The sequence below is a fragment of the Paenibacillus sp. S02 genome, from assembly GCF_019454065.1.
In the GTDB taxonomy this organism is placed as follows: domain Bacteria; phylum Bacillota; class Bacilli; order Paenibacillales; family Paenibacillaceae; genus Paenibacillus; species Paenibacillus polymyxa_B.
This window is the reverse complement of record NZ_CP073682.1, coordinates 5,673,854-5,698,406: the sequence shown is the minus strand read 5'-3', so window position 1 is coordinate 5,698,406 and position 24,553 is coordinate 5,673,854. Positions and strand designations below refer to the sequence as shown.

The 24,553-nt window shown below is 47.4% G+C and carries 24 protein-coding genes; 16 read left to right on the top strand and 8 right to left on the bottom strand.

What is annotated here, in order from left to right:
- Positions 1-15: 15 nt before the first annotated feature.
- From KAI36_RS25370 to KAI36_RS25360, 3 genes are all read left to right on the top strand, one after another.
- Entirely contained in the window at positions 16-1,377 is a 1,362-nt protein-coding gene (locus KAI36_RS25370) for an MFS transporter (RefSeq protein ID WP_220026331.1), read from the top strand.
- A 62-nt stretch (positions 1,378-1,439) separates the two neighbouring features.
- Positions 1,440-2,030, top strand: a complete 591-nt coding sequence (locus KAI36_RS25365; RefSeq protein WP_481856503.1) for a GNAT family N-acetyltransferase — start codon at positions 1,440-1,442, stop codon at positions 2,028-2,030.
- 434 nt (positions 2,031-2,464) lie between these two features.
- Positions 2,465-3,625 (top strand): cation:proton antiporter, encoded by a 1,161-nt coding sequence (locus KAI36_RS25360; protein ID WP_220026330.1) that lies wholly within the window; start codon positions 2,465-2,467, stop codon positions 3,623-3,625.
- Between the two features lie 98 nt (positions 3,626-3,723).
- Here KAI36_RS25360 and KAI36_RS25355 read toward each other — a convergent pair whose 3' ends face one another.
- Positions 3,724-4,359, bottom strand: coding sequence for an NAD(P)-dependent oxidoreductase (locus KAI36_RS25355; RefSeq protein ID WP_220026329.1), 636 nt, complete (start codon positions 4,357-4,359; stop codon positions 3,724-3,726).
- 260 nt (positions 4,360-4,619) lie between these two features.
- Between KAI36_RS25355 and KAI36_RS25350 the strand changes: the two genes are divergently transcribed.
- Entirely contained in the window at positions 4,620-5,573 is a 954-nt protein-coding gene (locus tag KAI36_RS25350) for an alpha/beta hydrolase (protein ID WP_220026328.1), read from the top strand.
- A gap of 206 nt (positions 5,574-5,779) precedes the next feature.
- Positions 5,780-6,337, top strand: a complete 558-nt coding sequence (locus tag KAI36_RS25345; protein ID WP_025721809.1) for a glycerol-3-phosphate responsive antiterminator — start codon at positions 5,780-5,782, stop codon at positions 6,335-6,337.
- A gap of 375 nt (positions 6,338-6,712) precedes the next feature.
- On the opposite strand, the gene KAI36_RS25340 is transcribed toward KAI36_RS25345, so the two are convergent.
- Positions 6,713-7,459, bottom strand: a complete 747-nt coding sequence (locus KAI36_RS25340) for an SDR family oxidoreductase (RefSeq protein WP_220026327.1) — start codon at positions 7,457-7,459, stop codon at positions 6,713-6,715.
- A 212-nt stretch (positions 7,460-7,671) separates the two neighbouring features.
- Here KAI36_RS25340 and KAI36_RS25335 point away from each other — a divergent pair, with 212 nt between their 5' ends.
- The 3 genes from KAI36_RS25335 to KAI36_RS25325 all read left to right on the top strand — a co-directional run bounded on the left by KAI36_RS25335 (position 7,672) and on the right by KAI36_RS25325 (position 12,121).
- Positions 7,672-8,508 (top strand): helix-turn-helix transcriptional regulator, encoded by an 837-nt coding sequence (locus tag KAI36_RS25335; protein WP_220026326.1) that lies wholly within the window; start codon positions 7,672-7,674, stop codon positions 8,506-8,508.
- Positions 8,509-8,698: 190 nt separating this feature from the next.
- Positions 8,699-10,189, top strand: coding sequence for a glycerol kinase GlpK (gene glpK / locus KAI36_RS25330; RefSeq protein WP_220028205.1), 1,491 nt, complete (start codon positions 8,699-8,701; stop codon positions 10,187-10,189).
- 228 nt (positions 10,190-10,417) lie between these two features.
- Positions 10,418-12,121 carry a glycerol-3-phosphate dehydrogenase/oxidase gene (locus KAI36_RS25325; protein WP_276572471.1) on the top strand — a complete coding sequence of 568 codons (1,704 nt, stop codon included), beginning with the start codon at positions 10,418-10,420 and terminating at the stop codon, positions 12,119-12,121.
- Between the two features lie 115 nt (positions 12,122-12,236).
- Here the strand turns inward: KAI36_RS25325 and KAI36_RS25320 are convergent, their stop codons facing one another.
- Together KAI36_RS25320 and KAI36_RS25315 are read right to left on the bottom strand one after the other, a co-directional pair.
- On the bottom strand, positions 12,237-12,914 hold the full coding sequence (locus KAI36_RS25320; RefSeq protein ID WP_013312486.1) for a CidB/LrgB family autolysis modulator: 678 nt from the start codon (positions 12,912-12,914) through the stop codon (positions 12,237-12,239).
- Positions 12,911-13,282: a CidA/LrgA family protein gene (locus KAI36_RS25315; RefSeq protein WP_013312485.1), complete on the bottom strand. Its 372-nt coding sequence runs from the start codon at positions 13,280-13,282 to the stop codon at positions 12,911-12,913. The genes KAI36_RS25320 and KAI36_RS25315 overlap by 4 nt, the downstream gene beginning before the upstream one ends.
- A 131-nt stretch (positions 13,283-13,413) precedes the next feature.
- On the opposite strand from KAI36_RS25315, the gene cidR reads away from it, so the two are divergent.
- Entirely contained in the window at positions 13,414-14,313 is a 900-nt protein-coding gene (cidR, locus tag KAI36_RS25310) for a cidABC operon transcriptional activator CidR (RefSeq protein ID WP_023990853.1), read from the top strand.
- 105 nt (positions 14,314-14,418) lie between these two features.
- Here cidR and KAI36_RS25305 read toward each other — a convergent pair whose 3' ends face one another.
- On the bottom strand, positions 14,419-14,592 hold the full coding sequence (locus KAI36_RS25305) for an aspartyl-phosphate phosphatase Spo0E family protein (protein ID WP_013312483.1): 174 nt from the start codon (positions 14,590-14,592) through the stop codon (positions 14,419-14,421).
- 134 nt (positions 14,593-14,726) lie between these two features.
- Entirely contained in the window at positions 14,727-15,803 is a 1,077-nt protein-coding gene (locus KAI36_RS25300) for a GGDEF domain-containing protein (protein ID WP_220026324.1), read from the bottom strand.
- Positions 15,804-15,971: 168 nt separating this feature from the next.
- On the opposite strand from KAI36_RS25300, the gene KAI36_RS25295 reads away from it, so the two are divergent.
- The 3 genes from KAI36_RS25295 to KAI36_RS25285 are packed head-to-tail and all read left to right on the top strand — an operon-like array spanning position 15,972 to position 19,489.
- The gene (locus KAI36_RS25295; RefSeq protein WP_220028203.1) at positions 15,972-18,344 is read left to right on the top strand and encodes an ATP-dependent DNA helicase; all 2,373 of its coding nucleotides are present in this window, start codon (positions 15,972-15,974) and stop codon (positions 18,342-18,344) included.
- On the top strand, positions 18,334-18,843 hold the full coding sequence (locus tag KAI36_RS25290) for a MarR family winged helix-turn-helix transcriptional regulator (RefSeq protein WP_013312480.1): 510 nt from the start codon (positions 18,334-18,336) through the stop codon (positions 18,841-18,843). The genes KAI36_RS25295 and KAI36_RS25290 overlap by 11 nt, the downstream gene beginning before the upstream one ends.
- Positions 18,844-18,880: 37 nt before the next feature.
- The gene (locus KAI36_RS25285) at positions 18,881-19,489 is read left to right on the top strand and encodes a pentapeptide repeat-containing protein (protein ID WP_220026323.1); all 609 of its coding nucleotides are present in this window, start codon (positions 18,881-18,883) and stop codon (positions 19,487-19,489) included.
- Positions 19,490-19,569: 80 nt separating this feature from the next.
- On the opposite strand, the gene KAI36_RS25280 is transcribed toward KAI36_RS25285, so the two are convergent.
- A complete protein-coding gene (locus KAI36_RS25280) occupies positions 19,570-20,163 on the bottom strand; it encodes a hypothetical protein (RefSeq protein ID WP_025721817.1) in 594 nt (197 codons plus the stop codon).
- Between the two features lie 211 nt (positions 20,164-20,374).
- On the opposite strand from KAI36_RS25280, the gene KAI36_RS25275 reads away from it, so the two are divergent.
- Positions 20,375-21,331: a nucleoside hydrolase gene (locus KAI36_RS25275; protein ID WP_220026322.1), complete on the top strand. Its 957-nt coding sequence runs from the start codon at positions 20,375-20,377 to the stop codon at positions 21,329-21,331.
- A 138-nt stretch (positions 21,332-21,469) separates the two neighbouring features.
- On the opposite strand, the gene KAI36_RS25270 is transcribed toward KAI36_RS25275, so the two are convergent.
- Positions 21,470-22,654, bottom strand: coding sequence for a sensor histidine kinase (locus tag KAI36_RS25270; RefSeq protein WP_220026321.1), 1,185 nt, complete (start codon positions 22,652-22,654; stop codon positions 21,470-21,472).
- A 370-nt stretch (positions 22,655-23,024) separates the two neighbouring features.
- Here KAI36_RS25270 and KAI36_RS25265 point away from each other — a divergent pair, with 370 nt between their 5' ends.
- From KAI36_RS25265 to KAI36_RS25255, 3 genes are read left to right on the top strand one after another with little or no spacing between them, the layout of a single operon-like run.
- Positions 23,025-23,630, top strand: coding sequence for a hypothetical protein (locus KAI36_RS25265; protein WP_220026320.1), 606 nt, complete (start codon positions 23,025-23,027; stop codon positions 23,628-23,630).
- On the top strand, positions 23,614-24,138 hold the full coding sequence (locus KAI36_RS25260; protein ID WP_220026319.1) for a hypothetical protein: 525 nt from the start codon (positions 23,614-23,616) through the stop codon (positions 24,136-24,138). Before KAI36_RS25265 ends, KAI36_RS25260 begins: the two co-directional genes overlap by 17 nt.
- 2 nt (positions 24,139-24,140) lie before the next feature.
- Entirely contained in the window at positions 24,141-24,518 is a 378-nt protein-coding gene (locus KAI36_RS25255) for a DUF4280 domain-containing protein (protein ID WP_220026318.1), read from the top strand.
- Positions 24,519-24,553: the final 35 nt, after the last annotated feature.

Below are 24,553 nucleotides of genomic sequence, written 5' to 3'. Positions count from 1 at the left end.
CAGGGTGAGTAGATAATGAAGGAAAAGAAAGAACTGCAATCCACGCCTAGCATTTGGCGCAATGGCCGTTTTCGGCGGATGTTTGCGGCGCACACGGCTGCTTCCTTTGGCGATTGGTTTGATGCTATCGCCATTCAGGTGCTCGTTGCCTATCGCTGGGAAGCCGACCCTATGATGATTGCTCTGATTCCGGTAGTGATGGCGCTACCGGGTCTGCTGCTAGGTTCCATCGCGGGCACGTTAGCCGACCGGGTACACAAGGCCCGGCTGATGATCGTCTGCGATGCAGCTATTGCCTTATTGACGCTGGCCGTTCTCGCCGTCCCGGGTCCGGTGTGGCTGCTGCCTTTGCTCGGTCTGCGCGCGGCGGCTGGCGTATTCCAAATGCCTTCACAGCAAGGCTTGACCCGCACAGTAGTCACCAGCGACGACCTATTTCGGGCGACCTCGCTGAATGGGTTGGTCAATCAGGCCTCCAAAGTGGCAGGGCCATTACTGGGCGCTATGACCTTGACTGTGTTGTCCCCCCAGGCATGCATTATTCTCAATGCATTGCTGCGTCTCTGTTCCGGCCTGTTGCTGTGGCCGCTGCGCGGAATCGGTCCGGCGTTGGTTAGCGCAGACCAACAAGCTGTTGCAGCCGAGCAGCAAGGAAAGTCGGCTGCGCATACAGCGTCTGAGGCTGATGAAGCCAAAATGCGGGAGGAGCATGTCCGCGCATCTCGCTTTTTCAACCAATGGCGTGAGGGCTGGGCGTTCTTATGGCGCAGTCGAATGCTTTTGCATACGCTCATATTCGGACTTTTCGGCTTAATCGCCATTCTCATGATCGATTACCAGTTCCCTACATTGCTGCGAGTGCTCGCTCCGGGTAATGAATCGCTGCTTGGCTGGCTGGTTTCAGCCATTGGGGCTGGCGCCGTCGGCTGCATGCTTGTGCTTAATCGCTTGAATCGCATAAGCGCAGGCTGGGGGCTCGGTGGTGGATATGTGCTGGTTGGCGGAGCTATTGCTGCTTTAGGCTGGGCGCAACCCGGAACAGGATTGCCCGTACTGCTTATGATCGGGGCCGTGCTGGGCGTGGGCAACGGCCTGTACATTATCACCCAGAACTATATATTACAAGCCAAAACCCCTGCTGATATGGTAGGACGCGTCTTTGGTATCCAAAGTACCGTGATTGGAGCAATCATGGTCGTTTCACCGCTTGCCGGAGGAGTATTGATCCGAATAGCAGGGGCGGGCACGGCTTTTGTCTGGATCGGGATGACTGTTGGAATCCTGGGTTTGACGGGACTGCTGCTTCAATCCGTGATTTGGCGCGAGTCCCTCGCTGATTCTAGCCTGACTACGGAGCAAAATGCAGACCTTGCGTAGTCGATCTTGCGCAATAATTTGCTTCGATTTTCGTCATTTATATTTTTAGCATGGGAGAGATCATGATGACTCAACAAACTTCAGCCTCAGAGCCTGTGGCACGGTTACTTGAAGGATCACGGGTATACTTACGTCCCGTTAACGTAGAGGACACCGAGCTATACTATAATACATTGTTCGATCAGGATGTGCGGCGGCTGACAGGCACACAACGCAGCTTTACCAAGGATCAAATTGCCCGTTATATTGAAGCTAAAGGACAGGATGCCTCAAGCCTGCTGCTGTTGATTGCGCTTCGCGAAGATGATCGTGTCATTGGGGATATAGCCCTGCAGGATATGGACAGCATGAACCGCAGTGCCAACATCCGTATTGCGATCAATGAGCAGGGAAATCAGGGGAAAGGCTACGGCACCGAAGCGCTTGTACTCATGCTGGGTTACGGATTCGGTATCTGTAATCTGCATCGGATTGAGCTGAATGTATTTGATTTTAATGAACGTGCCATTCGTTGCTATGAAAAAGTAGGCTTTCAGCGTGAAGGTGTACAACGGGATGCTTTATTCTACAGTTATGAATACCATGATTCGATTCTGATGAGTATGCTGGACCACGAATACCGCGACCGCTATGTGAAAAAAGCAGAAAGTTAATTCAACACGTTTACACGGGTTTACAGAAGAGATATAATTAAAAGATAAAGTTGCTTGTTTGCGCAAGTATGACCGACAACATCAAATGAATATATGAATTACCGGAGGAGCCTGTCACCAAGGCTCCTTTATGTCTTTTTAGGGGAACCTGTGCTGTATCTCGGGTTCTCCTTTTTATTTTGCGAGTTGTCCGTTAAGGTCAGACACATATTTTGCACGTTTGTTTTACACTTTATAACTCAGGATTTTGCAAAATTCGATTCCAGTCGCTCCGAAGTGCAAGATATAGACGAACTAAACCATTTCGATCTATATCTTGTTCATTGGAAGTCGCTTATGGGATTTTTGCAAAATCCTCGATTATCAGTTTTCTTCAATATCGTGAATTATGCGCAAATAAGTTCAAGGATTAAACCAAAGGAGGTTATCAGCCTATGCAATTTATATTGTATCTTCTGCTGATTCTGTTGTTCACAAAAGTCGCAGGTCATGTGTCTGTCAGACTCGGTCAACCAGCAGTGCTGGGAAAGCTGATCGCAGGAATTGTGCTGGGCCCAGCCGTATTAGGATGGGTTCAGAATGATTCGCTGATTCATGATATGTCTGAAATCGGCGTGCTGCTGCTGATGTTCATTGCTGGACTAGAGACGGACCTGGATCAACTTCGACGTAACTGGAAGCCTGCGGTAGCTGTGGCGGTTGGAGGTATTATTTTACCGCTAATTTGTGGTTTTGGTGTAGGGGAAGCCTTTGGATTCTCGGTGCATGAAGGCTGGTTTCTAGGAATTATTCTGAGTGCTACCTCGGTAAGCATTACAGTACAGGTACTCAAGGATATGAATAAGCTGAATACCCGGGAAGGCTCGACCATTTTGGGTGCGGCAGTGCTGGATGATGTGCTTGTCGTGGTGCTGCTAGCGGTAGTAATGAGTATATTCGGTATGAGTGGAGAAACTTCGCTGGGGCTTCTTGTTGGCAAAAAGCTAGTTTTCTTCGTCGTAGCTATTCTGGGGGGCTGGTTCGTTGTTCCATGGATTATGAAAATACTTGCTCCACTCAAGGTGACAGAAGCAGTCATCACGACTGCGTTGATTATTTGCTTTGGGTTTGCGTATTTTGCGGATATGTTGGGGATGGCAGGGATTATCGGAGCCTTTGCGGCCGGGATTGCCATCGCACAAACCAGCTTTAAGCACGTCGTAGAAGAAAAGGTGGAGCCCATCGCTTATTCCATCTTTGTTCCTGTATTTTTTGTTAGCATCGGATTAAATGTTTCCTTTGAGGGAGTAGGACAGCAGCTCGGATTTGTTGTTGTTTTGACACTGATTGCGCTGGTGACAAAGCTAATCGGGGGAGGTCTCGGGGCGCGGCTGACGGGCTTCGATAACCGTTCTGCCCTTGCGATCGGCTCCGGGATGATATCTCGAGGCGAGGTCGCACTTATTATCGCAGCTACCGGATTGCAAACGGGTCTGCTGGCACAGCAATACTTTACATCGGTGATCATTGCCATCATTCTGACGACCTTGGCTTCGCCTCCGATTCTTAAGCTATGTTTTAGCGATAGGAAGTCTTTAAACCAGATAGAGAAGTAAGAGACTGGCACTAACAAGCCATACCAAAAGACCCTTCGGATTCATATTTCCATGCAGCATGGGAAAGTGAGCGAAGGGTCTCTGCTAAGGTGCAGGAATTAGGATTCGGATACGACAGTGAAACGTTGGTTCAGATGTTGCGGTTTTTCGATTTCGTCCACTACGGCAACCGCATAATCCTCATAGCTGACATAGCTTGCACCTTTGGAATTAACCAACAGAGTGTCTTTTCCCACTTGGTAAGAGCCTGTACGTTTACCCAGAGCAAATTCCGCAGAAGGACTAATGAAAGTCCAGTTCAGGTCGCTGGTACCACGCAAAATTTCCAGGTTTTTTCCTTGGTTATTTGCTGTTGGATATACGAAATCAGGGAAGCCAGGAGCATCTTTTACCAAAAGTGTTTGGGATTCGTCAGTGAACAAGCTGCCTGCACCACCTACGACAATCAGGCGAGTGTCGGATACATTACGCAGGGCTTCAATTAGTACGTTACCTGCATCGACATGCAGATGCTCTTGTCCGAGTGGAGCGGCAAATGCATTAACGACTACGTCAAAACCTTTCAGATCATCTGTTTTCAGATCAAAAACGTCTTTTTGTACTCCAGTAGCACGACTTTCTGTTACTTTAGCCGAGTCACGGACGATGGCGGTTACTTCATGCCCTCTGTCTAATGCTTCTTTTACGATATTACGTCCTGCTTTACCGGTTGCACCAATAACTGCAATTTTCATAATAGATAGCCTCCTATAAATATGATGTGGATGATTCATTCGTTTGATCGTAAGTGTACTCAGTGCATTTACGAACTTTAATATGTAACTATTATAGTTACAACATAAAACAAAAGTCAAGCTCTTCTGTTGGGCAAACTAAAGTCCTCCGATTGGAAAGAGAGGAACTCGTTTAAATATATAAGGTGAAACTAAATGAGCCAACTTAAGCCATATTGGATATATGTAGACCACAGATAAGAAAGGAAGAGTGAACCGATATGAGTAAAAAAGTACAGCTTGAAACCGCAGCACAAAAATTTGCAGACGATAATGCCAAGCCTCCGTTTCTATATGATTTGGGTCCTGAAAAAGGACGTGAAACGGTCAATGAGGTCCAATCCGGTCCAGCAGACAAACCTGCCGCAGATTTAGAGGATCTAACTATTCCAGGTGGGCCTGGCGGCGAGGTGAAGGTCAGAATTGTTCGCCCACAACAAGTGACAAGCGATCTCCCGGTCATTGTATATATTCATGGAGCAGGCTGGGTATTCGGTAATGCCCATACGCATGATCGTCTGATTCGTGAATTGGCAGTCGGCTCACAGGCAGCAGTTGTATTCCCGGAATACAGCTTGTCACCTGAAGCTAAATATCCGACGGCAATTGAGGAAATTTACGCGGTCGTTCAATGGGTGGCACAGCATGGGCGCGAGCATGGATTGAAGCCCGATACGCTGACGATAGCCGGAGACAGTGTCGGCGGTAACATGACCGCGGCCGTAACGCTGCTGGCCAAAGAACGCAGTGGTCCTTCCATCCGGCAGCAGTTGTTATTTTATCCGGTGACGGACGCTTCCTTTGACACGGAATCATACCAGGAGTTCGCCACAGGATATTTCCTGAGCCGCGAAGGAATGCAATGGTTTTGGGATCAATATACGACGGATCCCAACGAACGAGCGCAGATCACGGCGTCCCCGTTACGTGCCACTACAGAACAGCTCAAAGGGCTACCGCGTGCGCTGGTCATTACAGGTGAGGCCGATGTGCTGCGCGATGAAGGTGAGGCCTATGCGAACAAGCTGCGTGAAGCGGGGGTAGATGTGACCGCTGCACGCTTTCAAGGCATCATACACGACTTTGTGATGCTGAACCCATTGTCGGAAACCGCGGCCAAGCGCGGTGCGATCACGCTCGCTACCTCATGGCTGCGCCAAGGGTTTGAGGGCTAGTGCACTATAGAGTATTTTAAGGGTGCCGTCGTGTGATTTGATCCAGTTTTTTGAACGATTAGGCTGTCTTCTTCCTGCTGACATCTATTGCAGGGAAGGCAGCCTTTATACATATCTGCAATGAAACCGCTTCACCTTCGTCGAACAGAGTGATAATATAAAATTTGAACGAGTTTGACCGACATTCAGCTTTAAGGGGGATATCCATGCCATTTCAGGGACAACGCATTTTACCTGCAGCTAAGCATATGAAGCAGCTGGAGGGTATTTTGGACAGCTCTTATGAGTATGCGGTTTTTCTGGATACGCATGTAGCGCAGCTGCGCAACCTGTACCAGATGGCTAGGAGTCGCAACAAGCAAATGCTTCTGCATGCCGACCTGGTGCAAGGCTTGAAGAATGACGAGTATGCGGCTGAATATTTGTGTCAGGAAATTAAGCCATTTGGGATTATTTCGACCCGATCCGGGGTGATTGCAACCGCTAAAAAGAAGGGGATTCTTGCTGTACAGCGGGTGTTCCTGCTCGATACGATTGCGCTGGAAAAAAGCTACGCGCTGGTGGAAAAAACACGACCTGATTATATTGAGGTACTGCCCGGTGTTGTTCCACCGATGATTAAGGAGGTCAGCGAACGCACGGGCATTCCTATTTTGGCGGGCGGACTTATTCGCACCCCAGAGGATGTGGAAGCGGCGTTGGCTGCGGGAGCTACAGCAGTTACGACCTCCAATAAACAACTGTTCGAGCATTATAAGCAATAGATTATAGATTTGATCATATGTATTTTGCATAAATTCAAAAAAACTCATTTTGTATCTTGGGTATTTCTGCAAGATGTTTGTTTAGTCCTATCACGAGGTTGATCTAAATCAGTAGAATTCTGATTTTCAAGATTTTGATCGAGGACTTAAGCAGTTCCCTATATAAAGAAGTTATTTGGTGGGAGGCCACCTAGGAACATGATCATGGTGACCTCGTACAGTCTTTTCATTGCTGAATGGTAATGGGTTAAAGCATGCTGACATTAAGAGTACCCTTGTTGTTGGAGGCAACTCCATGATTGAGTCTGTAGTGACTCGATGTGAAATTCATTGGAGCGTAAAGTATAGGCATATTACACTTCTTGTACAATTAAATCACACCAGTGTAGAACCGCCATCCACGACAATGGTATGTCCGGTGGAATATTTTCCACGCATTAAATAAAGATAAGCCTCAGCTGCGTCTTCGGGTTCTCCCGCTCGGCCAGCAGGGAGATCTTTTCCGGCAGTTTCATACATCGCGTTTAGGTCTTCCTCAGGAATATTGTCCCACATCTCAGTACGGATTAGCCCTAAACTAACGGTGTTGACACGAAGCGGACTGAGTTCGACAGCCAGCGCCCTGGCTAGAGATTCAACAGCACTACATACGCTGGCTGCGACCGTCAAACCCTTCTGAGGTTGGACTCCGGCAATGCCAGAAGTTAAAATGATGGAACCGTTCTGTCTGATGTTCTCACTTCCGTATTTTGCGGCCATAAACGCTCCCCAGTACCGCAGGTTAAAGGATCGCTGTGCAGTCTCCACGTCAATTGAGCTGAGATTTTTGATTAGTAATGAATCGCCTGCCGAGAAAACCAAGTGGTCTAATTCACCAATTTGGCTGAAAAATGTTCGAACTTGCTCCTCGCTAGATAGATCAACCACATGCCCTTCCGAACCTTGGGGGAGGCGCAAGATCGCATTGTGAACCTTCTCTTTTCGACTGGATACTACGACTACGGACGCTCCTTCCCGTGCAGCGGCTTCGGCTGTCGCAAATCCAACTCCAGAAGTTCCTCCGAAGAGAATAATGCGTTGGCCTCTCAAAGTACTGCTACGATCGTTCTGTTCTGGTTTCACCCTAAATCCTCTCTTCTTCGATTATTTGTTATGGAACGGAAGTACAACCTATTCAGCCTTGACTGCCGATTTCTCCTACACTGTAGGCGACAAATCGATTATAATCAGTTTTGTAAACGCCCAAATAGGTCTGTATTTGTAGTACTGTTCTGAATGCTAATTGTACGGATACTGTTATAAATTCTATCAGGATATAGAGGTGTATCATTGTTATGAATTCTGAAAGAAGACGAAAAGAACTAGCTGATTTTCTTCGGACCCGTCGCACACGTCTATCCCCGCATGATGTGGGATTTCGGGTTGAGACCTCACGTCGTCGTACGCCTGGTCTGAGGCGAGAAGAAGTGGCAAGTCTATCAGGCATTTCCTTACCATGGTACACCGCACTGGAGCAGGGGCGGGATATTCAAGTGTCGGAACAAGTACTGGAGAGTTTGGTGCGAACACTTCGACTCAGTAATGACGAACGCAACCATCTATTCGTATTGGCTAACCATTCTGTACTTCCAAACGTAACAGAAGATGAATCCATTTCTCCAGCCCTTCAACAGGTTCTCGACAAGCTGGGAACATACCCTGCCTATGTCATCGACAGACGATGGAACCTTTTTGCTTGGAACAAAATGACAAGTATATTGTGTGGAGACTTTAACCAAATAGCAGAAATTGAAAGAAATATTCTTTGGCGCATCTTTATGATGAAGGATAACAAAGCTCGCATAGTTAATTGGGAAAACGTCGCCACCATGCTGTTGGCCCATTTCAGAAGCCGATACGCCTTGCACATGAATGATTCGTGGTATCAGGATTTAGTTAACATGTTAAGTGACAGGAGCGAGGAGTTTAGAGAGTGGTGGGGACGACATGATGTTTCCAGAAACTCGGAAGGGGAAAAAGTGATACATCATCCTCAAGCAGGACTATTGACATTTCGTTACAATACTTTTACAGTCTCTGAAAGTGGTGAGTTCGTGATGGGGATATATACGCCAATCGAAAACACAGGAACTAATGAGCTGTTAGAAGATTTATTACAGGGATCTCTTTGAGGACGATAGAAAGTCAGGTCATTTCGCTAACGGGAAACGTTAGTTCAATACAAGCAGCGGCAGTCTAAGACTTTATTTTCTTGTCTTAGCTCGCCGCTGTTTCATTATTGGGCCAAGGACTTTTAGAATAAGTCTGGATAAGCCTAAAAAGTGGGCATCATAACATTATAAGCAAGGAGATCGGGAAGTGATGGAGCAATACATTCTTGCCTTGGATCAGGGCACAACCAGTTCGCGGGCCATCTTGTTTGATCGGCAGGGAAAAGTGGTATACAAGGCACAACGGGAGTTCCCACAGTATTTTCCCCAGCCGGGGTGGGTAGAGCAAAACGCAAATGAAATATGGAGCTCTATTTTGGCCGTCATCGCCTCCTGCCTGTCGGAATCAGGTGTGAAAGCCAGCCAAATTGCCGGGATTGGTATTACGAATCAACGGGAAACCGTAGTGGTGTGGGATAAACATACGGGTCTGCCTGTATATCATGCGTTGGTGTGGCAGTCACGGCAAACAACCGGGATCTGCGAGGAATTGAAAAGCCGTGGATTTGATCATATTTTTCATAGCAAAACGGGACTACTCATTGATCCCTACTTTTCTGGCACCAAGGTCAAATGGATACTCGACAACGTCGAAGGGGCACGAGCTCAAGTGGAGCGCGGGGATTTGCTGTTTGGTACGATTGATACCTGGTTAATCTGGAGATTGTCCGGTGGTAAAGCACATGTAACGGACTATTCCAATGCGGCCCGCACACTCATGTACAACATTTATGAGCTAAAATGGGATGAGGAGCTGCTGGGTATTCTCGGCGTTCCTGCGTCTATGCTACCAGAGGTGAAATCATCCTCTGAGATTTATGCGCATACGGTGGATTATCACTTTTTTGGACAGGAAATCCCTATTGCCGGAGCGGCAGGCGATCAGCAAGCAGCTCTGTTTGGTCAGGGATGCTTTGACAAGGGCATGATTAAAAATACATACGGTACGGGATGCTTTATGCTGATGAATACTGGAGATGAACCCTGTGACTCGGAACATGGACTGATTACGACCATTGCATGGGGGCTGAATGGTCAGGTGAAGTATGCGCTGGAGGGCAGCATTTTTGTAGCTGGGTCTGCTATTCAGTGGTTGCGTGATGGGCTGCGCATGTTCCGCGAGGCCAAAGATAGTGAAGCGTATGCGGCGCGTGTGACCTCGACGGAAGGGGTATATTTTGTCCCGGCCTTTGTAGGCCTAGGCAGCCCGTATTGGGACAGTGACGTGCGCGGCGCGACATTTGGTTTGACGCGGGGAACGACCAAGGAGCACTTTATACGAGCGGTACTGGAATCGCTGGCCTACCAGACTAAAGATGTCCTAACTGCCATGGCGAGCGATTCGGGTGTACCTGTGCGCTCATTGCGTGTAGATGGAGGCGCAGTGATGAACGAGTTCCTGATGCAGTTCCAGAGCGATATTCTCGATCTGCCTGTAGAACGACCTGCTGTGAACGAGACAACTGCACTCGGTGCGGCGTATTTAGCGGGACTGGCAGTCGGGTTTTGGAGCAGTCTGGATGAAATCCGGGGATATGCGCAGAGTGATCATACCTTTACTCCGTCCATGAGTGAGGACGTGCGGACTGAGCTTTATGGTGGCTGGAAAAAGGCAGTTCATGCCGCAATGGCGTTCAAGTAGAGACGGTTTTGCGATAGAAGGCAGCCATCTGGCAACAGGCAGATTTCCCTTTTCATAGCGTACCGTGTGTGCTACGATATAGATAAGTTAATACTCGTCAGGAGACTTGGAGAGACCATGAACCGCTCGGCATCCGCCGCAGCGATGTTCGTGGTCTTTTTTTGTACCTTATGATGATTCGGTTGGCAGATTGCATCGTGAATATATACAAAGCTGGAGGGATAAATGATGGGAGAGCAGGGATTTGCTGCGCAGGAGAGAACCGCTGTTTTGGAACATATGGGACATGAGCATTTTGATATTTTAATCATTGGCGGCGGCATTACAGGGGCGGGTATTGCGCTGGATGCGGCGGATCGTGGTTTGAAGACAGCACTGGTGGAGATGCAGGATTTTGCAGCAGGCACGTCCAGCCGCTCGACCAAGCTAGTGCATGGTGGTCTTCGTTATTTGAAGCAGTTTGAAGTTAAGATGGTAGCCGAGGTCGGGAAGGAGCGGGCAATCGTATTCGAAAATGGTCCACATGTGACCATACCGGAGCGTATGCTGCTTCCTTTTCACAAGGGCGGCACGTTTAACGCATTCACCACCTCTGTCGGGCTGCTGGTGTATGATTTCCTTGCTGGCGTTAAGCGCAGTGAGCGCCGCCGCATGCTGGACATCCAAGCTACGCTGGAGCGCGAGCCTTTGCTGAAGCGTGACGGATTGAAGGGAAGCGGCAGCTATGTGGAGTACCGCACAGATGACGCTCGCCTGACGATTGAGGTCATGAAGGAAGCTGTTACACGAGGGGCGCTGGCGGTGAACTATGCCAAGGCTGACAAGCTGCTGTATGACGAAGGACGAATAAGCGGTGCAAGCGTAACGGACCGGGTAACGGGAAAGCCATACGAAATTCGAGCTTCGCTGGTTATTAATGCAGCCGGACCATGGGTAGACACATTGCGGGAAATGGATCGCTCCAAAGAAGGAAAGGTGCTTCGCCTGACGAAAGGTATTCACCTGGTGTTCGATGCTAAGCGCTTTCCGCTTAAACAGGCAGTGTACTTCGATACACCGGATGGACGCATGGTATTTGCCATCCCACGTGATGGAAAAACCTATGCAGGTACGACCGACACGGTGTATGAGGGGGATACGGCGCATCCTCGGATGACCGCTGAAGATCGGGCGTATGTGCTTCAAGCGATCAACGGAATGTTCCCAGATGTAAAGCTGACTGTTACGGATGTAGAATCCAGTTGGGCAGGGGTACGGCCGCTCATTTATGAAGACGGTAAAAGCCCTTCGGAAATTTCACGTAAGGACGAAATTTGGGAATCCCGTTCAGGTCTGATCACGATTGCAGGCGGCAAGCTGACGGGCTACCGGAAAATGTCCGAACTCGTCGTGGATCGTGCGGTACGGGAGCTGGGGCGCTTGCATGGGCAGAGCTTCCGGGCATGCCGCACCAGACATATCCCGATTTCGGGTGGCAGCGTAGGAGGCTCAGCGGGCTGGGACGCGTACGTAGGTAAGCAAACCGCAGCAGGTGTTGCGCTCGGCCTGTCGCCGGATATAGCTAGAGCATGGGCTACCCGCTATGGCTCCAACACAGAGCGATTGTTTGCCATAGCGGCACAGAGCATGAAGGAGGCTACCGAGAAGGAAGCGGCGCTGCCTGTGGAAGTGCGTGTCCCGCTCCTGTATGCGATGGAACAGGAAATGACAGTGACACCGTCTGATTTTTTTATACGCCGAACTGGCGCTCTGTTCTTCCAGATTGACGAGGTGAAGCGCTGGAAACAGCCCGCCATCGCATGGATGTCTGAACGTGCAGGCTGGAGCGCCGCGCAAGAACGACAATATACGGCTGAGCTGGATGCTTACCTGTATGAAGCTGTAACGCCTGTAGAGGCAAAGGTGAAACCCGGTGACGTTAAAGCTATTTGAGGCCGCGAAGGATATATACCCTTGAGCCGTCCATTGCTTTGAGACATGGACTGAAAGCAAAGAAGCAGCGATTCTTCATAACAAGAGAATCGCTGCTTTTTTGTATACAGATTGCTTACAGCATCAAGTGGAACAGGAACGGGGCAGCCGCCAAGGTAAAGAGAGCGGCGAGCACCATCGAGATGCTGGATATCGTCCCCGTCAGCGAACTGAACTCGAATGCTTTGGAAGTGCCTGTACCATGAGCACCGGTACCGAGCAGCACCCCACGTGAGACTTCATTTTCGATACGGAACAGCTTTACAATCATCGGACCGATAATAAGACCGCTCAATCCGGTCAGAATAACGAATACAGCCGTGACCGTCGGATTGCCGCCAATCGTTTGCGATACATTCATCGCAATGGGCGTCGTAATGGAGCGAGGAATCAGGCTGCTCAGCAGCGAAGAATTCAGGTGCATCCACTTAGCAAGCGCCATGGAGGACAACACGGCTACAACAGACCCAGACAGCACGCTAAGCACGATTTGGGTCGCGTGTTTTTTTAACACAGGGAAATATCGGTACAAAGGGACAGCAAATGCAATCGTAGCTGGCTGTAGCAGCATGGACAGCAAGTGAGCGCCCGAATTATAAGAACGGTAGTTCACACCCGTCAGCGTCAGAATCAAAATGATAACAATAGGTGTAATGAGCAATGGAGACAAATACACCTTGGGTAGTGTGCGGTACATGCGTTTGGCCATCCAGTAAATAGCGAGTGTCAATACAATACATAGAAGACCGGTCATGATGATTTATGCTCCTTTCGTTTACCAAGCAGACTAGCGACCATACCTGTGCAGGCCATCACCAGAAAGGTGCCGAGCAACACGACCAGCATAATGCTCATACCATCGTGTTCCAGCATCGGCCAATAATTCATAACGCCGACAGCGGAGGGGATAAAGAATAATAGCAGCTCGGCCAGCAACCAATTTGCGCCAACTTCAATCCAGCTTAGCCGGACCAAGCCGGTTTGCAGCAGAATAAAAAGGATCAGCATACCAATGATACTACCGGGTACAGGCAGGTGGAGCCAGGAGACTACCGCGTTCAGGATGAGCGAAAAGGCCATCAGGACGGCGATCTGGAGGACACCGCGTATGAAGCTTTTCATATATAATGGCTCCTATCTTTGAGATCGGTTATTTTCAAACTGTAATGAAATTTTACATCACAAGCTTTCATGAGTAAAATGCATATAAAGAATGTAATCTATTCCGTTTGTCTATGGAAGAAGGTGTAGCTTTGGATATCCGACATTTACAATATTTTTTGGAAGTCGCGCGGTTGCGTAGCTTTACAAAGGCAGCCCAGAGCATGTTTATTACCCAGCCGACGATCAGTAAGACGATTAAAAGTTTGGAAGATGAACTGGGGGTCGCTTTGTTCGACCGAATTGGCAAAAGAATCGAATTGACGGACGCGGGAAAGGTAATTGAGCTTCAAGCACAAGCGATTGTAAAGTCCTTTCAGAGCCTGTCCTCGGAGCTGAGTGATTTGATGAACCTGAAAAAGGGACATATCCGTATTGGCCTGCCCCCTATGGTCGGATCGAGCTTTTTCCCGCGTGTCATTGGAGAATTCCATAAGGCATATCCTGATGTGACTATTCAATTATTTGAGGACGGAGCGAAGAAAGTGGAACAGGACGTAGAAGCCGGGGCATTGGATATCGGGGTGATTGTGCTGCCTGCGGTTGGAGATATGTTTGAGACTTTTCTGTTTGTGGAGGAAAAGCTGAATTTGCTCGTTCATCCTACGCATGCATTGGCAGAGTGCAAGGAGGTACCATTATCTGCGTTGGCGGAGGAGGCGTTTGTACTGTTCCGTGAGGATTTTACGCTGCATGACCGTATCATTGCCGAATGTGTCCGTGCTGGCTTTCAGCCGCGTGTAGTCTACGAAAGCTCACAATGGGATCTGATTAGCGAAATGGTTGCTGCAAACCTGGGAGTAGCGCTGTTGCCGGAGGCCATTTGCCGAGATCTGGATTCCGAGCGCTTGCGTGTTCTTCCATTGGTGGACCCCGTCATTCCTTGGCATTTGGGGATGATCTGGCGGAACGATCGTTATCTGTCCTTTGCCGCCAGAGAATGGATATCGTTCACACAACAATTGTTGCGGACGGAATATGGCGGGAAGTAGTCAGTTAACAAGAAGGTGAGTACGATGCAGAGGTGTACCGAAGGAGGACGAATACTGCTTACATCATAAAAAAGCTGCCCTGAGGGGCAGCGATGTAGCTTGCTTCTATGAGTGTGTTTGGTTTATTGCACGCTTGGTGTGAAGGTACTTGTCCATAATACGGTCAAGTCTGGAGGATTTGTCCAATACACGTTCATCTTTTAATCCGTGTAAGTCAGCCATGCGATTCAGTTCACGGCGTTCTTTTTCCATGAGTTTTTCCAATTGTTCGAGGTTCACAAAGCCCACCCCCCATGTCGATTGTAAGGCATGTCTCCACTAGCGGCAGAAGTTTTTTTGATAACGATGTTATTTCCATTTTACCACTTTTTATTAACAATAATCCAGCTTTCCTGACATTTAGCGACTAATATTTATGGTTTTGCCAGTTTCACCTGATTGCGTCCTGAACGCTTAGCTTCATATAATGCCTCATCTGACTTTTCCAGTAAGTGCCTCGATGCAATGACAGGTGAACTGCCTGCTCCAATGGATACGGTTAGAGAGATCGAGGTTCCGTCATTCAAAAGAAAACGTTCATTTTCCACAGCTTTCCGAATCTTTTCGGCAAAGCTTGCTGCTTTCTGACTATCACAATTTCCAATCAGAATGGCGAATTCCTCTCCGCCCTTACGGGAGGGGTACGCCCTCGTTGTAGATTCCCGGATTAACAGCATTCCCAATTGGCTTAAGACGGTATCTCCGTTCAAATGACCATACGTATCATTAATATTTTTAAAGTGGTCAATATCCAGCATCACGAGTCCAAAGGGTTGTTTTGTAGTCTTGGAAGTATGAAAGACCTCTTCGAATAGCGCATCGAAAGCACGCGGACTGTAGAGTCCGGTTAAATGATCCCGATTTGCAGCTTCTTCCAGCAGATGAACAGCCCGTTCTGTTTTTTTGATATGGGACATCATAAAATAAGTGAATAGGCCGCCAAGTAACTTAACGGTTGTGATTATTATCATAGATTCATTATCAGGAGGGTTAACTACATAGAAAGTAGATAACAGCGACACTACAGCAGCTCCAAACACGGCCGACATCCACTTGCGGAGTGTTAGGCTTTTTTCTCGAATAAAGATAAGTGAAATGACCAGTGTCATGAAGCAATTGACGGTAGCAGTCAGAGAAACATCTGTCCAACCACCTGTGATGTAAATACGGTACAGGCTTATGATCAAGGTGGTCAGCAGACCGGATACCGATCCTCCCATATAAACAGATATGATAATCGCCAATTGGCGCAGATCGACCACAAAGTGCCCACGGATCCATAAACCGGTCATCATTAACAGAATGCCAAACAGACCCAGCATTAAACCGTTCATTACCCGATAAATGAATACATGTTTTTTTAGGTAACGTTCATATTTCCGGAAAAATAAATTTCCAAAGAATAAGAAGCTTGTTAATAACGCAAAATTGTTAATTAATTCTTTTAACATATCCCTATCCTTTATGCTGAAATGAGAGTTGTAGTATCGTGGGGAATAAAGCAAAAGGCCTCGTTTCTATATTTCGGTAAAAAGTAGGCATGAGTGAATACCAATTGACCACAAACGATTCTTATGTCCCTTACGTTTCGTTTATCTACGTGGTACAGTGGAAGGACTATGACCGGAACGGGTGATCGTATGAAGGAACCAATTCACATATCGGTGCGTCCACTTGTGGAATATGTGCATCGGAGCGGCAGCATTCATAGCGGCTTTCGCTCGAATAGCAGTATGCTCGAAGGAACTCGCGTGCATCAGGTTATCCAGAAAGGTTACAAGGAGCATGACCGCAAAGAGGTACATTTACGTACAGAAATTTCGTATAAGGACGAATTGTTTATCATTGAAGGCCGCTGTGACGGACTGATTGAGCTGGATGGAGTATGGACGGTTGATGAAATTAAATCGATCTCTTTGCCCCTCGAAGATATTCAGGGTGACGGTCAACCCGTACACTGGGCACAAGCATTTCTGTATGCCTATATGATTGCCCGTGAGGAGCAACATCATTTCATGCAGGTCCAACTTACTTATGTACAGGCACACAGTGAAGACATTCGCCGATTCAGACGAGAACTATCCTTTGCTGAGCTGGAAGCTTTCGCACAAGAGATGATTGCTGGTTATGCACCGTATGCATTCCTGCTGAGAGCACATGCGAAAAAGCGGGATGCCAGCATTGCTATGTTGAACTTTCCCTTTGATACGTATCGTTCGGGTCAGCGAGCTCTCGCGGGTTCGGTGTACAAGACGATTGCCGAAGGGGTTAACCTGTTTGCCAAAGCGCCTACAGGCATTGGTAAAACGGTATCCACCTTGTTTCCTGCGATCAAGGCTATCGGTAAGGGGCAGGTTAGGCGAGTATATTATGTAACGGCTCGTACCACCACTCGGGCAGCAGCCGAAGAAGCTTACGCCAGAATGCAGGCCCAAGGGCTGCACATGCATGTGGTGACTTTGACTGCGAAGGATAAAATTTGCTTTAAGGATGAAAATGATTGTGATGCTGGATCATGCAGCATGTGCGAGGGCTATTACGACCGGATCAACGGTGCGGTATCCGATATTTTGGCGAATGAGACGTTAATGACCCGGGCGGTGATTGAGCATTATGCGCGCAAGCATAAGGTATGTCCCTTTGAATTTTCGCTGGATGTGGCGTATGCCTCGGATGGTATAATCAGTGATTATAATTATGTTTTCGATCCACGGATTTCTTTGAAAAGATTGCTGGAGGAGCACAAGCGAAAAGGTGTTGTACTGGTGGATGAGGCGCATAATCTGGTAGAACGCGGCCGGGACATGTTTTCGGCGGAAATTTTGAAATCTTCTTTTTTGGAACTGAAACGAGAATTTAAGTTGCTATGCCCAGAGATTTCTGCGGCTGCGAGTGCAGTGAACGCACATATGATTACGCTGCGCAAGCAATATGCAGATACAGGAAAAGCAGTGGAGACAGCAGCACCGCAAGAGGTGCTGGAGCTGTTAGCGCCTTTTGTGGAAGCAGCTGAACGTGAACTGGTGACGGGGGGCAGTACAAGCCACGCAAGCGGTGAGGGTACGGCTTATGCATTGCTTCTAGATACGTATTTTACCGCTCAGAATATGCTGCGCATTGCTGCTTTATATGATGAACGGTACGTTACTTATGTGGAAGCGGGGCGCAGTGAAGTGAGGGTCAAGCTGTTCTGCCTCGATCCTTCTCACTTGCTGGGACAAGCTATTAAGGGCTACCGCTCAGCCATTTATTTTTCCGCAACGTTGACACCGCTTGCTTATTACCGGGACATGCTCGGAGCAAACGAGGAAGATTATACGTTACAGGTTCCTTCCCCCTTCCATCAGGAGCAGTGGGATGTACGTCTGCTGCCGCTCTCCATCCGTTATCGGGATCGTGAGCGTTCCAAAGGGGCGATTGCGGATATGCTGGCTGCATTGGTTGTGGAACGGAAAGGAAATATCCTTGTATTTTTCCCGTCCTATCCATATCTGCGTGAGGTATATGAGGAGTTTATGCTTCGGGACGTGTCCGCAAATACGTTGGTACAAAGTCCGGGGATGACGGAACCAGAGCGGGATCGATTTCTAGAGGCTTTCCAGCCTGGGCAAGAGCACACCTTGCTTGGCTTTGCCGTACTGGGTGGTGTGTTTGCTGAAGGTGTCGATTTACCTGGGGATCGCTTAAATGGGGTAGTGGTCGTCGGCGTCGGCTTGCCACAAATTGGAGCAGAGCGGGATGTGCTGCGGGATTATTTTTCCGAACAGGGACGGAATGGTTTCAATTATGCGTATGTATATCCAGGGATGAACAAGGTTCTTCAGGCAGGTGGCAGACTTATTCGCACAGAGCACGACGAAGGATTGCTGGTCCTGGTAGATGATCGTTTTGCCAAGGAACCGTATGCTTCTTTGCTGCCAGACGAATGGAAAAGCTACCGTCTGACGGAACAAGCGGGATTAAGGAAGGAATGGATAGACTATGAACTTTAATTTTCATAATGACTCCATACGCGGGGTGTTGCGTAGCTTTGGACATGAAGATGCCGAAGTGGATAATATAGAGACTTTTGTGACATTTGCACGCTTGGCTAACGGTATTTTCAGAGAAATGGATACCGATTTTAGCAAGTTGGGGGCTTCTCAGGGCCGGATTATTGTTCTTAGCCTGCTGCATTGCCATTCGCCACATCGCATGACACCATCAGAGTTGGCGGAAAAAGCTGATGTGACGCGTGGAACCATGACGGGGCTGATCGACGGATTAGAGCGAGATGGCATGATTGAACGTGTGGCTCATGAGAGTGACGGGCGGATGGTGACTGTCGGATTAAAAGAGGCGGGACGAGAGCTGTTAAGTAAGATAGTCCCTTATTATACGAAGTTAATTCGGTCGTGCATGTCTGAGTTTACGCCGCAGGATCATAAGATGATGAAGGGTTTACTGGGAAAAATGAAAGGCGGTTTTGAGCGGTCCTTGCCGAAATGCTGAATTCCTAATATAAGGAATAAGGAATAGGAGAGAGAACATGTTCTTTTATACAGATGAGGTCTATGAAGCCCGTGATTTTGGATCAATGGATGCCAGAGAAGGCGAGTGGAGAAATTGCGAGTTTACCCGATGTCGCTTTCGGGGTGTGGAGATGAATGAGTCCCTCGTGGAAGGCTGTACTTTTGTGGACTGTGATTTTACCGGAGCCATTCTGAATGCATCTCACTACAAGGAGTCGGCTTTTACCAATTGTTTGTTCACCAGCGCCAATCTGTTTGTAGTCCGATTTGATAACTGCAAGCTGGTAGGTTCAGATTTTGCAGGGGCGAATATGGATGGTATCACAATTACGGGCGGAGACTGGTCTTATACGAATTTGCGTCATGCAGATTTAAGAAAACAAGATTTGCGAAAAATACGATTCAAGGAAGCTGACTTATCCGAATGCAATTTGGAAAAGGCAGATTTGCGGGAGGCGGATCTTACCCGGATAAGACTGCACAAAGCCCATCTTCAAGGAACAGACCTGCGCGGTGCGAAGATGGATGGCGTGAACTTTAAAGATCTGGACATTACCGGAGCCAAGTTGGATATCGAGCAGGCAGTAGCAGTAGCTCGCTCCTATGGAGCCAAGGTGGAAGGCTAAAAAGCACGGGATACAAGAGCTGTCTCGATCTGCAGTACCCCGTGTGGGTGAAATGGATGGTTGACTTGAATTTGAAGGACTTAATCTTTAGTGGATGCCGGCAGTAGTGGAATTGCTGCTTCCGGGTCCCGGTTTGGCAAATGATCAACTCCCACAGGCTCCAGAGGCTGCTGTGGAACCGTCCAGTTGCGCGCGATATCTGCGGCAGTTCGCTGCTCCAGCAAGCGTTTGGCTACTTCATAACATTGATCGACATGCCGATTACCAATGGTTCGCATAGCAGTAAAGCCAATTGCCGCGGCTAGCCCTTGCCCCAGAAGGGGGACAAACTTGCTAACCTGCTTGGTAGCGATACGAATGCCCATTTTTTGCAAAATCTGCACGATGACTTCACGGGTAATGAGTCGCCCGATCAGCTTGCTGCCAATCGAGGTGATAAAACCATACACCATGGATTTTGTTTCTGCGTCCAGACCTTCCAGCTGCTTCTCAGATAATCCGAATTTTCCATTAATAGCTGGCAGTAGCTGCATCAAAATGCCAACATCAGCAAGAACGTCAGCCCCTGGAACTGGAACTAATACCGCTCCACCTGAAGCCGCAGCCCTTTTTGTCACCATGGATTTACATTCTTTACGGATCTGCTCCAACTCTTCTATTGTTCGGGCTGTCATATGCATCTCTCCTTCATACACTTCCGATTAGGACCCATGATTCTACCCTGTTATTACACACATTTCTATCTTTCTTAAGCATGGAGTAAGCAAAAAATCCCTGATTCACGCACTATCCCACATTTACTCCTGTGAAGCGATCAGGCATAATGAAGGATGGTTGCCGATAAGAACAAGCCTGTTTTACGGGGATAAAGGAAGGAAGAGACAGATGAGTCAGACAAACGTTTATTTTAATCATGATGGTGGAGTGGATGATCTAGTATCCCTTTTTATGCTGCTTCAGATGGAGCAGGTTCATTTGACCGGAGTATCGGTGATTCCAGCAGATGGTTACCTGGAGCCTGCGACGGATGCCAGCCGTAAAATTATTGATCGTTTTGGACAAAATAAAGGGCCTGTGGAAGTCGCAAAGTCTAATTCACGCGGTAAAAATCCGTTTCCTGCCGCTTGGCGTTTACATTCCTTCTATGTGGATGCATTACCCGTACTGAATGAATCAGGGCGTATGGAAGCACCGCTTTCATCCCTGCCAGCTCATCAGCATCTGATCGAAAAGGTACGCGGAGCTGAAGGTAAGACGCTGTTGCTATTCACTGGACCGCTAACCGATCTGGCGCGAGCGCTGGATGAAGCACCGGATATTGAAGCAAAGATTGAAAAGCTGGTATGGATGGGTGGCACCTTTGAAAAAGGGAATGTGGAGGAACCGGAGCACGACGGCACAGCAGAGTGGAATGTATTCTGGGACCCGGATGCGGCATATCGGGTGTGGCAAAGCGGCATCACGATTGATCTGGTAGCGCTGGAAAGCACAAGCAAAGTGCCATTAACCCCAACAGTACGCAATCGTTGGGCTGCCGAGCGCCGATATGAAGGCGTGGATTTCTTGGGCAATTGCTATGCAGGATGTCCGCCGCTCGTTTATAGCGAAACGAACTCAACCTACTACTTGTGGGATGTACTGACCACTGCATCCGTAGGACGCCCGGACATTGTCAAGAAAAAGACGGTGCATTGCAGCGTTATCGCAGAAGGACCAAGTCAGGGCAGAACGGTGGAACAGGCAGATGGACGTCCTGTGAACCTGGTATATGATACAGATCCAGAAGCCTTTTTTACGTATATGGCGGATTTGGCCAAGCTGGCTGCTCCCAAACGTTACTAAGTCTGGCTATGCACAAACGTGCGGCATAGAGCGATAATACTGCCTAGTGACACGTACCCATAACATAAAGCCCGTGACGTTATGCGTCGCGGGCTTCTATTATAGGATATGCCATATCATCACAAGCTAATCTCTGTTTCAGGCAGACTCCTGGTATATTTTCAGGGTGAACTGGAGCGTTATCTCCGTCCCGCTACCAGGTTCACTGATCCCAGTCATCTTACCATTCATTCGTTTTAATAGATGTTTGGTAATCTGCCAACCCAAGCCTGGATTTCCATATGAGAGAGAGTATCCACGGTCATGTTCAAGCCAAAAATTCAATTTATTCGGAGATATACCGATTCCGGTATCCTTCACCTTTAATTCCAGTTCAACCTCAGGTGCATCGGTCACGGATTGGGTGGTTGCAGATAAAGTGACAGCTCCTGTGCTTGTAAACTTCACTGCATTATCTACCAAATTAATCAGCATACGGCGAATTTTAGCTTCATCCCCGATAAAAATAGGTGAGCTGGTGAGATTCCAGTCGAGCTTTAACTCTAGATTCCGCTGCGAGGCTACCTCTGTATACAGGCTCAATACATTTTCCATCATCGTTCTCAGATCAAACGGATCTTCAATATCATCAATCTGCCTGGACTCCATATTGCTGTAATCCAAAATATTACTCAACAACGTCATGAGCGAGCGACTGCTCGACTCCATGATGCTCATATATTGCTGTTGTTCCTCTGTTAACTCCGTCGTCAACATGAGATCGGTGGCTCCCCATATTTCGGTTAGCGAAAACCGAATTTTATTACTCAGGGAAGATATCAAATCCAACTTGCTCATAGAAGAGATTTCAGCATCTATCTTGTCTTTCTCCAGTTCTACCACATAACCCAGAAACACAGCCATAGCCTGAAGGGCCTTCAGTTCGGCTTCCGTCAAATGCACAGATGGCGCGTCCAAGATACAAATGGTTCCGTAAGCCTGACCATTTTTCATGCGAATAGGGATTCCTGTAAATGAGTGGTTTCCAATGGTTTTAGTCACATCTAAATCACATGTGTGCGGGTGAATAGTCGTTTCTGAAATCGTGAGGTGATCCGCAGGATGGTCCAACACCAGACTACAATAGCTAAGCTCGAAAGGGAGCACATCCCCTTCCTTAACGAGCACCTCTTCCCGGTTAAATGAATCTACAATCACATTCGTAATGCCGTCATTAGCGGCAATAAAAATGGTGTTTACATGTAAAATACCACTTAGCACATCAATGACATGCGCGGTAGCCTCTTGAATACTATTATAAAAACCTGTAGGTGAACTAATCATGTATCTCCAATCCTGATGCAAAGTGGTGGTTATCCAAAAACTCTAGCAGTTTGTGTATCCCATTCCCGATCCTCTGAATGTGTTTTTGGAGCGTATCATTAATTATACATGATTATTTCATTATAAACCGATCTTTCTACTTCCATTTACCTATTCGCTTGCGCAAACCTTCATTTCTTAGGTCTAGTGCGGAGGTCTTTTTGAGGGTTTGGTGTATGCGAATACACATTCATGAAATTATCTGATTATTTTTTTGGCTTTTTATACATTCGTTGGCAATCTCATCATATGAAAAAAGTGTAATTAAATAGGAGAATAGGACCAGTAATATCATGTAAATATTCTATATAATAGGTTCAGAGGTGGAATTATGAATAGACTGGAAGCCCTAGAACACTTCCATAAGACCTATGCGGAAGATGTATTGAACCAGAAATTACATCAAGCAGCGTATTTGTATGAACACAGAAAAGATGAGCTCATTTTTTCTTTTATTCAATCCTTTCAATCGATCTGCCTGCAAGCCCATTCCGCAGAAGTGGCCAAGACAAGGATCGGATACATTACTTATTCTATGAGGCGCACGTATCTGATGGATCGCAACTATAACTATGTCGTCGAAGCCTATGATAAAAATTGGTTCTTTGATCCTCAACCTTGTTATGGAATCTATGATGCAGGCTGGGTATTCCGCTTTTTAGCAGAAGTGGAGGGTGAATTGAATCAGCTTCGAAAACCCTATATGAATAAGATTTTTCAGCCTGATGTGGAGCGATTTGTACTCCAGGCTGCAGGGGAATTTCATCAATATATTCTGAAATTAGCGAAAGATGCTATTCAGCAGGCTGTACATTTACCTGAATTCAAGGCGTTGAAATGCGAGGACGAATTGGAAATAAGAATAGGGGAGTATAAAGGAATCAGTGAGGTGGTGTATTCAACAGCTTATGGAGTACTACATGATTCAACAGGATAATCGTATTACGGAGTATATGTATCCAGTAGAGACGAATCGCAGGCAGTTATTGGAATGGGCAGAAAGCTCATCATGTACTGATGAGGAATCTATTTTACAATTTTATGTATCAGGTGACGCGGACTATATTGATTTTATAGAGCATCCGGTATCCATCGTTTCTGAACAACTAAAGGAAATCTTTGATATATATCAATCCGGATTAAGCTGGAAGTTGGTTGTTTTTGCCGATATGCAGCGAATGCAGCAAACAAGGTATTGGCTGGCAAATCCGCCTAGCCTGATGTGTTTATCACCATGTAGTGAATATCATAGGGACGGTACACTGAAGAAAATCATTCTAGATGAACATGCAGTGGAGAATCATAAAATATTCAGGGTTCAGGATGCCAATCATCATATCATTGTAGACCTCGATGTGGCTGAATGTATTTTGAAGTTCAATCTGGCAGGCTTGAAATTACAAAAGGTCGATACAGAGGGGCCATCTATACAAAGGAGAGTCTAAGAATGAGTGAGAGCTATGTAGTGGATGGGGCACAGATACATTGCAGCTATGGAAGTCATACGGGAAGATTTAGTGTCTCAGCTAACAGAGGGATTAGTATTGGCGACAAACTGCAAGGGAATATTCAGGATTTTCACTCGCAGACGCATATCCCTTCTTTCGGAATGTGCCGTAGTATGCATAATCCTACAGTTTCTTCTGCTAACAAAGGAAATTCCGGAAAAATCATTCCGCAGCCCTGCAAACCGAGCGTTTCTATGCCTTGGTTGAATGGAAAAAAGGATGTATACGTAGATCAATCTTCGGCTCTTATGAGCTGCTCCACGAACTTATGCATGTGGTGTGGAAAAATCTCGTTCACCACAGACGGGCAGGAATAGTTAACAGAATGTAGGGTTTGCATCACATGAAAAGC